This window comes from Teredinibacter turnerae T7901 (assembly GCF_000023025.1).
GTDB classification, from domain to species: Bacteria; Pseudomonadota; Gammaproteobacteria; order Pseudomonadales; family Cellvibrionaceae; genus Teredinibacter; species Teredinibacter turnerae_B.
This window is the reverse complement of sequence record NC_012997.1, coordinates 2,961,543-2,977,398: the sequence shown is the minus strand read 5'-3', so window position 1 is coordinate 2,977,398 and position 15,856 is coordinate 2,961,543. Positions and strand designations below refer to the sequence as shown.

11 protein-coding genes and 2 pseudogenes are annotated in these 15,856 nt (G+C 42.9%); all 13 read left to right on the top strand.

The window, feature by feature from the left end:
• The first annotated feature begins 372 nt into the window (after positions 1-372).
• The 13 genes and pseudogenes from TERTU_RS11915 (at position 373) to TERTU_RS11865 (ending at position 15,560) form a co-directional block, all read left to right on the top strand.
• The gene (locus tag TERTU_RS11915; protein ID WP_015819891.1) at positions 373-2,232 is read left to right on the top strand and encodes a S8 family serine peptidase; all 1,860 of its coding nucleotides are present in this window, start codon (positions 373-375) and stop codon (positions 2,230-2,232) included.
• An 895-nt stretch (positions 2,233-3,127) separates the two neighbouring features.
• Complete coding sequence (locus tag TERTU_RS21395; protein WP_080516749.1) at positions 3,128-3,433, top strand: nucleotidyltransferase family protein; 306 nt, start codon at positions 3,128-3,130, stop codon at positions 3,431-3,433.
• On the top strand, positions 3,408-3,812 hold the full coding sequence (locus TERTU_RS11910; protein WP_015817877.1) for an HI0074 family nucleotidyltransferase substrate-binding subunit: 405 nt from the start codon (positions 3,408-3,410) through the stop codon (positions 3,810-3,812). Before TERTU_RS21395 ends, TERTU_RS11910 begins: the two co-directional genes overlap by 26 nt.
• Positions 3,813-4,016: 204 nt before the next feature.
• Positions 4,017-5,519, top strand: coding sequence for an IS1182 family transposase (locus TERTU_RS11905; protein WP_041590221.1), 1,503 nt, complete (start codon positions 4,017-4,019; stop codon positions 5,517-5,519).
• A 180-nt stretch (positions 5,520-5,699) separates the two neighbouring features.
• Positions 5,700-6,521, top strand: coding sequence for a hypothetical protein (locus TERTU_RS11895; protein ID WP_015820963.1), 822 nt, complete (start codon positions 5,700-5,702; stop codon positions 6,519-6,521).
• Between the two features lie 62 nt (positions 6,522-6,583).
• The gene (locus TERTU_RS11890) at positions 6,584-7,471 is read left to right on the top strand and encodes a restriction endonuclease (RefSeq protein WP_015817828.1); all 888 of its coding nucleotides are present in this window, start codon (positions 6,584-6,586) and stop codon (positions 7,469-7,471) included.
• Positions 7,472-7,600: 129 nt separating this feature from the next.
• Positions 7,601-9,160: pseudogene (locus TERTU_RS22410) on the top strand (transposase).
• 297 nt (positions 9,161-9,457) lie between these two features.
• Positions 9,458-10,882: a type 2 periplasmic-binding domain-containing protein gene (locus TERTU_RS11880; RefSeq protein ID WP_143876290.1), complete on the top strand. Its 1,425-nt coding sequence runs from the start codon at positions 9,458-9,460 to the stop codon at positions 10,880-10,882.
• Positions 10,883-11,017: 135 nt separating this feature from the next.
• Positions 11,018-11,206 (top strand): annotated as a pseudogene (locus TERTU_RS22480) (hypothetical protein); the annotation flags it as partial.
• A gap of 181 nt (positions 11,207-11,387) precedes the next feature.
• Positions 11,388-12,182 carry a hypothetical protein gene (locus TERTU_RS11875; protein ID WP_015818299.1) on the top strand — a complete coding sequence of 265 codons (795 nt, stop codon included), beginning with the start codon at positions 11,388-11,390 and terminating at the stop codon, positions 12,180-12,182.
• Positions 12,183-12,433: 251 nt separating this feature from the next.
• Positions 12,434-12,700: a hypothetical protein gene (locus tag TERTU_RS21390; protein ID WP_080516709.1), complete on the top strand. Its 267-nt coding sequence runs from the start codon at positions 12,434-12,436 to the stop codon at positions 12,698-12,700.
• A 69-nt stretch (positions 12,701-12,769) separates the two neighbouring features.
• Positions 12,770-14,122: a B12-binding domain-containing radical SAM protein gene (locus tag TERTU_RS11870; protein ID WP_015817191.1), complete on the top strand. Its 1,353-nt coding sequence runs from the start codon at positions 12,770-12,772 to the stop codon at positions 14,120-14,122.
• 370 nt (positions 14,123-14,492) lie between these two features.
• Entirely contained in the window at positions 14,493-15,560 is a 1,068-nt protein-coding gene (locus TERTU_RS11865) for a lipase family protein (RefSeq protein WP_028882874.1), read from the top strand.
• The last annotated feature ends 296 nt before the right edge of the window (positions 15,561-15,856 follow it).

Sequence of the window (15,856 nt, the reverse complement as noted above, 5' to 3'; positions counted from 1 at the left end):
ACTCGGATTTAAACGTTTGTTTCTAAGTGAATAACAAATTGTGATTTTTTAATAGTGAGAAATAGTCGCTAGAGTTGCTTATAATTTTTAATTTTTCCTATTTTGAAAGCTAATTTATTTGACGAAAATATTTCGCACTTAAAAACCATAAATAAATAGTGGCATTTTTTTATTTAAAAATTCGCCCTGTTATTTTAAATATTTGACCATGTTGTTTTTGGCGAAAATATTTTCCGCAGTATCGTATGGCGTAAATTTATTTTTGTTAACATCTCGCCGCCTCGCGTTAACTTTTTTAAATAAAAATAATCGAGGATAACTTCGCCCCTGGAGTTTGGGGGTGTTAATGCGGAAATTTAGAAAGGAAACTTCATGTTAATACATAAAAATATATTTCGTTTGGCGGGTGCGCTGATTTTAGCGGGTGTAGCCACACACGTGAGTGCCATGCGGGATTATAAGCCCTACCAAAAAGAAAGCAGTGCTTACCAGCTGGCGGCGGATACGCAAGTTGAAATGATCACTGTAAAATTTAAAGACGAACAAAAATTTCGTCTGTGTAAACGAGAGCTGTGCGTTCTTCCCGCTGATACCGCACCCTTAAGAGCGGGTTATGCGACGGCATCGAAAGACGCCGCTCGGCTAAAGCAGCTTATTGCCAAATACCCGGTAAGTTTGATTCCTGGCTTTGGAGACCCCGCAGACCCCCAGTTGGAGCAGAAGAATGAGCAAACACGCAGTCGTGGTTTGCAAAAATTCGGAATCCATATGGCAGATATGAACAACTATTATTCGTTAATTTTTATTGAGCCTACCCAATTCGGTAACATTAGCGATTTAATCAAGCGTATCAACCGTCTTCCATCAGTAGAGATCGCCTACGCCGAACCACCACTTGAAGTGAATTCAGTTAACCTGGCAATGCCGGGAGCGAGTGGTTATGCGGTGCCATCGCTCACCACGCAGGGCAGTCAGGCCTACCTGGATAACACCTCAAATGGTATTCATAGTATCGACGGCTGGAAGTGGAAAGGTGGCAAAGGCTCACATGTCGAAGTTATGGCGGTCGACACCAATATTAATGTCGACCACGTTGAACTTACTCACCTGCCTTACAGTATTATTTGGTGGTCCGGTAATTCGAATTCCACTATCGCAAATCATGGTACGGCCGTTGCCGGTATACTCTTCGCAGAAGACGACAGCCGCGGTGTAACTGGCATTGTCAACGAAGTTCCGTTGCTGCGCTTTTATTCCGCGCGTTATTGTTTTATCGCCTGTTGGTACGATGGTGGTCGCGCCCTAGCCGCTGCAGCGGATATTATGAGTGTTGGCGACGTTATTACCATGTCGCTTGGCTACACAGCCGGGCCGGATCTGAATCCCCCGGAGTGTAATGGTTCTCCCGATTGTAACGATATTCCTGTCGAGTGGACCAGTAAGGGTTTTACCGCGACACAAGCGGCAGTTGCCAATGGTATTGTTGTGTTAGCCTCTGCATCAAACGGTTACGTTAATTTGGATGATCCCATATACAACGATGCGTTTAATTTGAATGTACGCGATTCCGGTGCAATTATCGTTGGAGCAACACAGTCCGATTCAGCTAACGGCAATCTCACATTCTCCAACTACGGTAGTCGTGTGACTGCGCGCGCGTGGGGGCACAATGTTGCCACCTTAGGCTACGGCGACCCAAATACAACTTCTTGGGACGAAATGTATACCTCAGGTTTTAGCGGAACTTCTTCTGCTGCGCCGATTGTGGCGGGCGCCGCTGCGAGCATTCAGAGTATCGCCAAGGCAATGGGGCACGCGCCGCTGACCTCCGTGGAAATGCGAGATCTAATCAGCCTTACCGGTCAACCGCAGATTGCAGACTTAAGTCGATCCATCGGCGAAATGCCAAATATCGATGCGGCGGCGAAAGTACTGCAAGCGGAAATGCTGGACTGCAATATGTCATACAATGTCGCGCAAAGTGGCGGTTATGGTTTCCACAGCGTTCAAGTGACCAATGTTTCCGGCGGTACTATGAATGGCTGGACTGTATATCTTGACTTCGACGGGCATCAACCTACAGTGCAGTGGACGAGCGGAGCAACAGCAACCGTGAATGGCGACCGCGTAATGCTGGAAAGCAGCGAAGTACTGTCTCCGGGCGAAAACGACTACTTTTCCCTCGGTGGCCAATACCCAGGCTCAGCCACCTTTACGGTTGATTGCTTCTAAGTAAAAAACGCATTCACACTTAGCCCCTGCCAACTTAATGTTCGCAGGGGTATTTTTGTTTGTTTGTGAATCAATAAAGTAGAACAGCCTTGTTGTTTAAGGCTAATCTGGCAGAGTTTGTCACTAAGGGTCGGTCATTAAGCGTTCTTCATCAAGAGTTGAGCTTTAGTAGATGGGCAGGTTTTGCGACAAATTCGTTTAACACTTTAAACTCAGTTCCCGACTAGAAAAGGTAGTTCGAATTTTCTTTTTAGGCGGGGTTGGCGTGGTTGGGAATATTAAAACTTCTTTGAACCCACCTATGCCTCGTGTGCACCTGATTTGAACTGGTAGAGCCGGTAGGTTAAGTGTGCAAGTTACGCGAACTGTTCAAATACATTTTAAATTCGTGCAAAAGAAGTTATTGTGAGCAAATAACATCTCCGATATTCGCTTCTATATCGCTCGCCACAAGCCGGCTGCAAGACCAAATCCGCCCTCTGAAAACGTCAGCCAAACGACCCCTGTAAAAACTACCGTCACCGGTTTGGCACACTGCTCTACAGCAATCGCTAAATCTGGATCAAACAAGCCGCAATAACCCCAAAAGTGCGGAATATTGGCGCCTACATCTACATAAATAATCAGAAATTTGGCTTACATTGGTCGGGTATTTGCTCTGGGGGGGTATTGGCTGCTTGGGGTAATGTATTGATAAACCAACGGTAAAACGGCGCCGGGTTGGGTTTGTTGAATTACCTTCCACAAACAGCTTTAGGTAAGTCACTGGTTTAAATACATTTCACGAACAGTGCGGTAGTTTTTAGATTTGTGAATATTGGCTTTTCGATCTGTTATTGAGTTAGAGGCTGGGTAAGTTGTGCTGTGTACGTAGAATAACATGTTAAGGCGCAAGATGAATACACCAATATCGGTTGAGAATGTTCTTAAAGAACTTGTTGAGCGTTATCCGATAGATAAATTGGTACTGTTTGGTTCTAGAGCTGTTGGAGATAATGAAGAAAGATCGGACTTCGATATTGCCGTTTTTTCAAAGTCTTTGTGTAAGAGGAAGTTTTCGAAATTACGACTAGATGCAGCGGACTCTCGAACTTTATATTGGGTTTCACTTGTTCATTTCGAGTCAAATCCAGCAGCTTTACAAGAAAGAATACTGCAACAAGGAATAATAATTTATGAGCGAACGCAAACTGCAGGATAGTCTCGGAAACTTAGAAAAGGCGTTATCCAAACTAGAGGCAGCATTGCTTATTCCTAGAGATCGTGAACTGGTTGTTGAGGGAACAATACAGCGTTTTGAATATGTTATCGAGCTAATGTGGAAAACTCTTAAAAGAGCTTTAGAATTTGAGGGTGTGCACCCGAAAACTCCCCGAGAGAGTGTAAAAGAAGCATTTAAAATTGGCTGGCTAGATGATGAGGATGAGTGGCACGATATGCTTGATAGCAGAAATACGACATCTCATAACTATCTAGACGAAGAACTGACGGAAGATAATTATGACGATATTGTCCACGTCGCTCCAATTATCAGAAAAACCTTTGATTTTCTCCGAGCCAGATACCCAGAAAAGCCTTAACAAGTTGCTGCACCTGACACATACTGCTACGCTCGTTTTGTGTCATTCGCTGCGCTCCATTCTTACACAAAACGCTCGCCGCAGTATGTGCCGGTGAGCAAGGCGTTGAAGCTGTCGAAAAACTCGAAAAAACCTCATAAATCTGCAGAACGGAAGCTTCTAAAGGGTTAAAATAGACTCTACCGCCGCTTAACGGAGTCTGGCATGGCGCATTACAAACAAGGTAATGATAAACAGGGGGAATTTGTCGCTGTTATTCCCGAGGAACAAATAACAGAGGGCAGCTTTGAGGCGACAGTCTGCTTGATTGTCGATCATGTGTTAGATCTCTCCTCGTTTGAAAGCGATTTTAACAACGATGCGGGTGGCGCATCGGCATACAGCCCGGGCACTCTCCTCAAGATCATACTTTCTGCGTATCATCGCGGCATTACCAGCAGCCGTAAAATCGAACATTTGTGCCGATACAACACGGTGTTCATGGCACTCTCTGGTTTTCTAACCCCGGATCATTCCACTATTGCAGCGTTTGTTTCAAAGAATCCACAGCGCCTTGAAGGCATATTTATAGAAATCGTGTTGCAGTGTGATTACCTGGGGCTGATTGGTGGCGACACTCTGGCATTGGATGGCTGCAAAATTCCCTCAAACGCCTCGAAGGAATGGTCGGGAACTAAGACCGACTTCACGAAGAAACATCAAAAAATTCAACGTGCAGTAAGGCGAGTGATGGCACGGCATCGTCAAGAAGACGCTCAGGGCGTGGTGAACACACCGGTGCGTGAAAAAGAAGAAAAACAGATAGCAAAACTCAAGCGCATCAATAAAAAGCTAAAAACCGCCCTCAGTGACATGGTGGATAAACGGGGGCACAACGGAAAAGTTCGTAAGACCAACCTCACCGATCCTGATAGCGCCAATATGATGTCCGGTAACGGTGGTGCGTTACAAGGGTACGTCGGTTTGGCCGCAACCGATAAACTGAACCAGGTCATTGTCAATGCTGATTTAACTGGTGATAGCGAACAATCCACACTCAAGCCCATGATTGATAAACTCTTAGCATCCGACAGGCTAGATGGCTGTCAACTGCTGGCAGATGCTGGGTTTCATAGCGGGGCGAATTTAGACTATTGCGCAGAGAAAGGCGTCAATGCCTATATTGCGGATACCCTCTATCGTAAACGCGATGCGAGGTTTGTGGATCACCAAGATAAAAAGCCGAAGGTAAGAAAACAGAAATACTTTCAATCGAGTGACTTCGACTATGACTCGCAAGCACAACGCTGTTGGTGTCCAGAGGGAAAAGAACTCTGGCTTTGCTCCTCTGGATATCAAAACAAAGGCGTCGAATACATTCGCTTTGAAGGTTACCTCAACGACTGTAAAAACTGCTCGATACAAGCACACTGTTTACGTAATGGGGTCAAAGACCGCGGCAGACAGGTGAGCATCCGCAAAGACACCGCTAAAAACAACAGTCGCGCCATTGATCGAATGAAACGCAAAATGGACAGTCCCGAAGGCAGGGCCATCTACTCGGATCGCATTGGTATTGTCGAACCCGTATTTGCGCATATGAAACACATAATGGGGTTGCGTTGGTTTAGCTTGAGGAGCCTTAAAAAGGTGTCTGGACAATGGTATTTATTCTGTGCGGTACATAACTTGGTAAAGATACAAAAATATGGGAGCTATGCCCGATGAAGGGTAACTATTTTTTAAAAATAGATGTAAATAACGTCGTGGCTGATATTTTTAAACAGCCTTATAAAAACGGGTGCCTGAAATTATCCGCTGGGTATAGGTATCTCGGCGTTATTCGACAGTCTCGTTATGCGAGCGCAATGACCAAATTTGGTAAAACAAAATTCGAGGAGCGATGGCATGCCTAACGAGCAGCTTACTTTAAAAGCAGAGAAAGCGATAAGATCATATCTCGCAAAATTGTTTGTTCCAATCTCAGGAGCATTTGCAACACTGGGTTTCTTAATAGGATTCATATTTACACAGTATGCAGACACAGTTGCCCTAGCTAAAAGTGTTGAGGCAGATGAAGATGCTAGAAAAAGAATCGACTATATTCTAAATGATGCTCATGATCGGCTTTTGAGCGTAACGCTAAAATTGTACTCTGATCAACAAGAATATACTAAAGCAATACTTGCGGAACAGAATAGTGCTCGCGAAGCGTTAAAATCGATTAAGAATCTAACTGTAGAGGCTGAGGAACTCGACAAAAAAGTGAGCCAGCTAGAATCAATTAAAGATATGGCGACGATCACAGTCGGGGTTACAGAGTCTCTAAAGAAAGACAAGACTTTTCAATCTGAAATAAGCGAAAAATTAAAGGCGCAAATTACAAAACTCAGTCAGCAGATAGAAGAATTAGAGAATGCTCCCTCGCTTTCATCTGCAGAGGCAGGGGTTATAGACGTAGCCGGTAAATATCGGCTTCAATGGGGCAGATTTACTACCGTTAAAAATGAAGGCGAAAAACAAAGGCCGATAATATTTCCAGCCCCATTTGGCGACAACAACCCGATTGTAATTGCCTCCACAAGTCATAGTAAGAGCTCGAAGTATAGAGGTCGACCGGTTAATATCGAAGAATTAAGAGCAGATTCTTTTGTGCCTGCGGTTGCTGAGGACAAGTGGACGACTTTAGCAGTTGAATGTATGTACATTGCAATAGGTAGCATTCCATAGAAAGTTGCGCCTAACTATTTAATTCTGTTGACGCCCAAATGGGTACGTCACTACAAGAATAAATGAATATTATGAGTTCATATAAGCTTAAACGATTAGATTTTGATTTGTTGGATTACATACTCGAAATGGGCGGGGGATATGTTTTAGACTTTTCTAATCAAACATATTCTGAATTCTTTAACGATGAGCTTCAAATAAACATAGATGACGAAAGATATTGCGATATAGGTACTAGCAAGGGAAAAAGATTAAGAAGCTTTTTAAAACAGTCTGAGCCCGGTGACATTTTAAGGGTTCTAAATTCCTTATGGGATTATAGAAAAACTAAGCGTAAACGAGCTGGTCTCGAAGAGGAACGACCGGAATTGGTATCTGAGTTTTCTGATCTATTGGTGCGCCTTGGAGGAAAGCCTCTAGTTCCGAAAGAGAAGGGCCCTCAACAACAGCATGATGAAACCCTGGATGAAAATGCAGCGCGGGAACTCTTAAATTCACTAATGGAACTGGCGGCAATGGAGCCTCATCCTAGAGGATTTGCATTTGAATCTTTTCTAAAAAAGCTATTTGACATCAGCGGAATGAGCAGCAGAGCGTCATTTCGATTAGTAGGAGAGCAGATTGATGGTAGTTTCGAGCTGGATGGAGAGACATATCTTTTAGAGGCAAAATGGACAAACCTGCCTGTTAATGCGGCCGATTTACGCTCATTCAACGCCAAAGTTCAGGATGAAGCGGCATGGTCGAGAGGCTTGTTTGTAAGTAATAGTGGATTTACAGAAGAAGGATTGCAAGCGTTTGGGAGGGGAAAGAGTGTGGTGTGTATGGATGGCTTGGATTTAAGTGAGATGCTAATTCAAAAAGTCGGATTTAAGAACGTACTATCAAAGAAAGTTCGTCGAGCAGCCGAAACTGGTAAACCATTTGTACGGTTACGCGATCTGTTGTAAAAATTCCTAACAAACGGCTTCACGCAGACGCCGTAACCGGCGCCCCTTCTTGAAGCGTTTAAGCTGTAGAAAAACTCCAAAAACAAGCGGTTTATCGCTAAAATGAGGCATTACCTGAGGGACGTAAGAATGCCTAACTTCAAAAAGCCAAATTACAACCAAGACACAATGGTTGTCATCAACTTCGAAGAGCAAATACGGCCGGGAACCTTTGAGTTTGTACTTCACAAGCTTATTGAAGAACGCTTGGATCTAACTCCCTTCTATGAGCTTTATCACAATGATCACAGCGGCCGGTCAGCCTATGATCCCGCGATTTTGTTAAAAATCACTTTGTTCGGCTATTACCATGGCATTTGCACTAGCCGGGATATTGAATGGGCATGTTAAACCAATATCATGTTCAAAGCCCTATCTTGCGATACACAACCTCACTTCACAAGTATTGCCAGTTTCATCAGTTCCCAACCCGATGCCATTGCCGACATATTTACTCAGATATTATTGGTATGTGATCAGGAGGGACTTATTGGTCACGAACTTATCGCTATTGACGGCTATAAAATCTCATCGAATGCCGCAAAGGAACACTCTGGCACTTTTGAAGAGCTGGCTCAGAAGCGCCACAAAATACAGCGACAAATCCGAGCCTGCGTTAAAGAGCATAAAAAGCTGGATCGTCGCAGAACAGGAGAGCGGGAACGCAAGGATCAACTTGAGCAAAGCATTGAAACCCTTAATAACCATTTCAACAAAATTGGTCAGTTCCTAAAGACGGAGACCCCACGGATGGGGCAAGGTAAACGGAAAAAAGAAGTTAAAAGCAATATCACCGACAATGAGTCGGCGAAAATGACCACCAGCAAGGGGACGATACAAGGCTACAACGTTGTTGCGGCGGTGGATAAAAAACACCAGATTATTGTCGACGCCCAAGCGTTCGGCGAAGGGCAGGAACACCATACGTTACAGCCTGTGATCGAGCAGATACAAGCCCGTTATAGCACCGTTGGATTAGATGCTGGTCTTGTCGAAGACCAAATCATCATTACCGCCGATACCGGCTTTGCCAATGAAGACAATTATGCCTACCTCAAGGACAACGCATTCAACGCCTACGTACCGGACAACAGCTTCCGTTTGCGCGATCCTAAATTTAAGCACCAGAAAGTCAAACACGGGAAGCGGCATCAAGATGCCATCAAAGGTATTAAAAAGGTCATTCCCGCTTCTGAGTTTACCCTGAACAAGCGCGATAAGACCTGTGTATGCCCAGAAAGCAACCCCATGTGGCTGAAACATGAAACGACAGATCAGTATGGAAAATGTAAACTAAGTTTCGAAGGAAGGCTCACTGATTGCCGTCATTGCCCACGCAAAAACGAATGTATGCGCAACCCAGGATCTGCAGACACCCGGGAGGGACATGGCCGTCAAGTGACATTCACCATCGACACCCGCAATTCGCCAACGGCCTGGATGCAAAAACGCGTGGATAGCCGTTACGGAAAACAAGTCTATCAACATCGCATGTCCGTCGTATAGCCGGTATTCGCCAATATTGGTAGCCAAAAGGGATTGGATCGATTTGGTTTACGGGGTAAAAAGAAGGTTCAAGGTCAGTCGCAATTATATTGTTTGGTACATAATATTGAGAAATTAGCCAATTATAGCGCAATTGGGTGCTAATAATGAGCGAGTTTCCGGCAAAATTGGCTGCTGAAAAGCCATTTAAAATTAGTCGACTGAAGTAAAGCAAAATGCTTGCTGTAAATTTACAGCTTGCAAGCTAAATAGATATTTTTGCTTATTTTTCTTTTCTACAGTCTCGTTATGTTACTTAAATGGAAGGCGTAGGGAAATTTGGACAACATTTTTCGGTATTACTTTAGAAGCCCGGATTTCGAGGTAATACAGGATCATAAATCGACAACCATAGTCGTATTTATGCATGGAATACTTAGTCACTCGAAAAGTGCCTTCACTTTGACCGAGAGGAGGGGATATTTTTGGGATGTTGTTTCAAAGTTCCATCCATTTGATAATATGGATTTTGGGTTGTTTTCGTACGGCAAACTTGATATTTCATATCTGTTAGAAGGAGATTCCCCCTATAATAATCTAATTAGAATTTCACAGGAACTACACGGCATAATTAACGGTTATGATAATGTAATATTCATTGCGCACAGTCAAGGTGGTCTGCTGGCAAAAACATATGCGTCACTTTATTATAATGAGCAAAGTATTTTTTTATGCACGTTACACACTCCGCATCGAAATAAAAGCTTTAGCGTCTTACGCTTCAAAAAAATAAGAATTTGGCGTGACCTTGCTTCATTTAGAGTCCCTCACTTATTTTGTGGGAGCGTAAATGATAATAAGATTGTAAAGCCTGATAATGCAACATTAGGCGCACGATGCTATACGTATATGTCGACAGACAGATCCAAATATGCTTTGGGGCATGGCCATTTATGTCGTTCACCTGATACTGAATTTGTTGAAGTATTAATAAATAGTGTTTATCAGTTTCATTATTCGGGATTTAGGAAGGATATTCTTGTTCTTGGTAACGAAGTCACCAAATCAGCTTCCAATGAAATAATGTTTTCATCGTTGAAAGAATCTGCTGGTGGCTACACATTGATGGAGTTCGCCGATTTTCTAAGCCCAAATATTGATTTTGCCAATATTCTTAAGAGGCATGAAAAGATCGCATTTATTAATACGTCTATAGGTTTTATAGAAAGGCTGCTATATGAAAAATACAGAAATATAGTAGAAAAAATACGGATAATAGATAAAGATTCAGGGCCAGGTTGCGCTGCCACTGAAATCAACAACAAATTATGTGAAGAGTATTTTTCTTTAGGTGATAATCCCTACTCGAGCTTACCTTTTGATGCTTTTTCATTTGGACGGAAATCACTCATAACAAACCCGCAGTTTCTTGAGAACTTAAAAATATTGTGTCGGAGAAAAAACTTTAATATCCAAGATCAGGTCTTGGAAGGCGGTGATCGAAAACTGCGTGATTTATATAAGGACTGCGCAAAAGCGTACTGGGACAATCTTGTAAAAAAAGTTTATGACGCGTGCTTCGTGGGGCAGAAAGCGCCCAGAATTGGCGTGGTCGCTTTCGGTAGGGCTATATTTCACGCCATTAAGAAAATCCTAGAAGATGATGGTAACCGTGTTGAGTATTCAGTTGTTTATGAGTTAATAGTGAAGTCGCTATCTGAGAAAGGGCAAATTTGTGATATTAGAACTGTCGAGATAGTTGCGTCGAATCTATTTAGAAGTGATTCGCATCTGTATTGGCTTGACAGAGATGTGAAGCTAATTTTTAAAACGATAGAGAAAGGAGCTGCGGGTGTGGGGAGGCGCAGGTTATGCGGGGATTGGTAAGCGCGGCGAGCATAAAGACCGTGACGTTGAGTGGTTTGAGGGTTGTCGGCCAGGAAAGCTTAGGCCGCTAGAAAAACAAAATCCCCGGCGTCAACTTGCGACAAAAAAGCGCACGTCAGGGCGAAAGTTGAGCATCCGTTTTTATGGATTAAAAAAATATTTTGTTACAGCAAGGTTCTCTACCGCCGGTTGACAAAAAATACCAATCGTCTTTATTTGCTTTCGGGATTTTATAATCTTATTCGGAAAAACCAGTTGGCGCATTCGGGCAGGTGTGCCCAAAATCCGGTGAGTGCCAGAATTTTGGTAGATATGCAGGGGTGATCTGCCTTTATTTCGACGATTCTGGAGTATAAATGGAAATTTATATTTTTTAGTAAAAAATAGCGACTTAATCAGAGATTCCCTGGTCGAAAACAGCTAACAAGATATCATTGGGATGCAATTTTTGTACTAGAGATTAAGCCAAAAACTAGTGCTAATTATACAAAAGGAGATTTTAATAATGAAAAATATAGCAATATTTTTAGCAGGTATTTTATTTGGTGTTTTTATTATGTACTTGGGGGGTAAGCATGCCCCCGCAGGAATTGATAATTCAACAAATTTGGCTCTCAGTGATGCAGAGGTAGAATGTAATACGACGAGCGAAATCGGGGGGGCAGTCTTAGAGCGCGATAAAACTCAGAATGCTGGTGGTGTACCGAAACCAGCGGAAAATGAAGACTTCGCTAGTAATGAAGATAAACAGCAAGGTTTTCAGCGTCCCGAAAGGGATCAGTTATCAACATTGCAGGAAGGCGATCAATCGATCAAATCGCCTGTGGAAAATGATGCATTGGATGTTGATGATCCAGAATTTACGGCGTGGACAGACGTTAGGGGCCGAGAGGTGGAAGCAATAATCAATAATATTGCGAAAGACTACTCCGGGCGTGAGCATATGCTTGAAAAAATCAAGTTGGAAAGCCAGTTTTTGAATCCTCGTGACGCAGAACAAGATCCATATGATGATGAAATCTGGGCATACGAAAAAAAACAAGAGCTTACGAATATAATTTACAGTCAACCAGGTAGTAGTAGCTTGGAAATTAGTAGCATTACTTGTAAGCAGTTATTATGTGAGGTGATCGGTAAGGAAAGAGATAACGCGTGGCTGCCTATTTTGAGACAGATATTGATACAGGCGAAAAACATCGATTACAAAAATAATAACAGCCAAAAAACATTTGGAGTCTTGTATAGGGGTGATGAAAGTGATAGCTATTTCTACAAAATATTTAGATTTACTGCTGGGTAAAGCATAGCTATTTAGAGGTCATGAATTTTACTGTTTTGTATCCTGGTCTGTATAGCGGTGCGTATAACTCATTCTGGTTGCTCACTTCTTGGTGGGATTAAAAAACCTTGATTATCGTGTCTTATCTCTCTTGATGTAAATTGTGGCGCACTTAGTATATTAGTTCGGCTGTGAATATAAATTATATTTTTGTGCGCCCTGGCTAGGGTTGGTTCTTTAGTTTTTTCTCTAACGCGAATGTATAGGTTGCTATGAATACGAGTAAAGATCAGCTGCCTAAGACTTTTTATGTCTTGTGCGACAGTCGTGGTTTAAGTGGATATGTTTACGGAAAAATTGCACCTCAACACCATCATGAATTTGGTGGGTGTCTTGTAGGTTTTGGTGTTCCCGGTTATATAGTTAAAGACGGTCAAACCGTAGAAATATATAAAACAAAGGGTTTTTTAGGTTTGAAATTTTATGTGGTCGATGGTCAGAAAAGATTTCGAATTGCTAGGTTTGATATTCGATCTTGATTTTGGTTGTATTAGATTTCTTCGCTCTACAATAAGTTGCAGGTTAGATTTCTGGAGTGATCAGATCGTATGGATAAAGTTCTAAGGGTCTTGCTAATTGATTTGGGTTCAAGCCGAAAAGAAATAAACGAACCCGTCGGTATATGTGCAGTTGCGGCATATGTAGAGAAGTATGCACAATTCGGTGTGGAAATAGATCTTAGGTTTTTACCTCTTTCGCAAAAGCCAACAAGAGAGGAGCTTGCTCACTTTCATGTAGTAGGGCTGTCAACAAAAATTGGTAGTTTGGGGCAAGTTTTCGATGTTTATAGCGATATTTGTATGATCCCTGCATGCAGTCGTCCCCTTGTAGTGTTGGGTGACTTGCTGGCAACTTTTGCTACGCAAGAAATTCTCAAATTATTCCCAGAATTTATATGTGTAACAGGCGAAGGTGAAGAAGGTTTTTTGCAGCTTCTTGCCGCTATCAGTGAGCATGGAGAGCCTGTTTGTGAAATACATCGGTTTTTAACGAGTAGATATATCCCAAATTTGGCCTACATGGTAGACGGTAAATATATAAAAAATGAAAGCCGCTTAATCAAGTTGGAATTATGTCCACCCCCGTTAAGGAAGTTCTCCAAATATGTGGCTTCGCTGGGCGGTATTGTTAGAAACGAGGGTTCCAGAGGCTGTGCTTGGGGTAGGTGTAGTTTTTGTGCGATACAGCATAAATACTGCAACGAAGCCCGATGGAGGCCAATCCCAATTGAGCGAGCAGTTAGTGAGTTACAGGAACTATCTCAAATGGGAATAAAAAGCCCTTTCTACACAGACGAGGATTTTTTAGGTGATAATCCAATACGTGCTATCGAGTTGGCGAGTGAAATACAAAAGAAAAAATTGACAGGGGAAATTGATCGGGACATGAGTCTATACGTTGATATGCGTGTTGATTCAATTTTATCTAAGGGGCATAAAGGATACCCAACGGGAAGGCAGGTGTTGGCGAAGTTGAAAGAAGCGGGGCTGCGGGAGGTTTTTATTGGCCTAGAATCAGGCGCTAAAGCGCAGGTAAAACGCTATAAAAAGGCCTCCACAGCGCATCGTAATTCAATGGTGCTTGACGTGCTCAACGATTTAGGCATTACATTTGATATTGGGTTTATCATGTTTGACCCGGAGATGGACATTAATGAACTTTCTGCGAACATATCATTTCTCAAGCAGACCGGATTAAATAAACATGATGCAAGGATGACAAAAAAACTACGAATCGAGCCGGGTACACCACTAGTAGCGGAGTATCGAGCTAAGAATTTAATATCAGGCGGTTTAGATGTTGATGATTTGACCTATCCCTATAGGTGGAAGTATTCCCAGGCAGAAGATGTATATGCGACATATTCTGAGTGGGAGCAAGAGTTGTCCGAAGACGTTTAGGAAATACAAGCTAGGACTAGAGGAGAGGTCGGCAGTGAGGATTTACGCAGGGAGTGGAGAACTATTTTGGGGGAGGTTAGGGAGATAGAGCTGTCCGCGCTGGAGTTCATCACATCAAGAGTTTCTGCTCGTATCGAGATAGATAAGAGCGAATTGCGGAGCTTGCAAGATACTCGAAATGAATTAATTTTGTGTGCTAAACGTGCGATGAATATACTTTAACTTCACTTGAAATGGATCAACGACTGTCGTCACAGCTCATTAAATTGTGCCTTAACTAAATTGAAGTGGTGTCTTTAACATGACCCGGTATGCTTGTTAGCGCTAAGTATAAAAATAATCAAATGTCGTTTAAATATTACAGTTTTTAATGGATGTAAAAATGTCAGAATTAACTATAGAAACCGCTTTGGACTTGGATCAGGCAAAAGAGCTGCTCGCGAAAACTATCCCTATGTATCGAAAGGCTTATAGTGATAGAACCGCATGGCTGATGGCATGCTTTTCTGAGCTGGCGTATATGAGATTTAATCCGCCCTTTATTACGGATAGGCTAAGTAAAAGTATTGAGGCGATGCTTTTAAAGGGTGGGAAAAATGATCGGTTTATAAAAGGTGCGCTTCAGCTGGCGCTGGAGAAGTTTGCCTACGATCATGAGGAAGAAAAGCGCCTGCTTGAAGCCCAGCTTCGTATTTTTGATGCCGAGCTGGTCGCTACTTTTAATGCTGTCGGAAGTCAGGCGATCTTAATAAAAACCAATGAGTTTATGGTGTTGTCGTTTCGTGGAACGGAGCTGCTCGAGTTGCGCGATATAAAATCCGATGCGAACGCGGCCTTGACTAATTGTGTGACCGAGGGGAGGGTTCATTCAGGGTTTCACAAAGCATTTAATGCTCTCGAGTTAAATATTAATCAAGCGCTGCAGCAGTATGCAGATATCCCTCTTTTTATAACAGGGCATTCTCTCGGTGGTGCCCTCGCGGCAATAGCCGCTAAGCGAATTTGCCACGCTGGCGGGAATGCCGCATGTTATACATTTGGTGCGCCGAGAGTGTCCGATGACCGATGGCTGATGACCATGAAAACCCCGATATATCGTGTTGTCAATTCGTCGGATGGTGTCACCATGGTGCCTCCGCCTGATGTGGTTGTATCGTTTTTCTCCTGGTGTATCGGCTTTTTGCCCGCAATAGGTGGCAAGCTTAAACTGACGATGCGAGAAAAATTTGGTAACTATGTTCACGGTGGTGATATGCGCTATTTAACGGACGTGAAGCTGGGCGAATATTCTAAAGCTTGCCTGCTCACCAATGTGGATACCTGGTACCGGCTAAAAGGGTGGATGCGAAAAGAGTTTACCTTCAGAAAGTTCGGGGCGGATCACAGCATAAAAATCTATCGTTGGAAACTTGCGTATATTGCCTTGAGGCGAAACTGAAAAAAAAGCTTCGCAACATTATTTGTGTCTTTGGTAGATCCATGCTTGATTCGGTGATTTGTATATTGGCGGGCACCGGTGAGCCACATGAAATGTGTCTCAACTTATCCCCAGTATCAGGTAGGAGCCTAATTGTTTTAATATTGCTTTTCGACATGGATTTACCGTAACTTGGTGATCCATTGCCGTCAGTTATCGAACCATAACCAAAAGTATTGCCTTCCTATAGGCCCTCCTCTCTATACTGCAGATACCCTGCCCAAATAGGCGATGCTACTTGGTCAGAATACTATCTG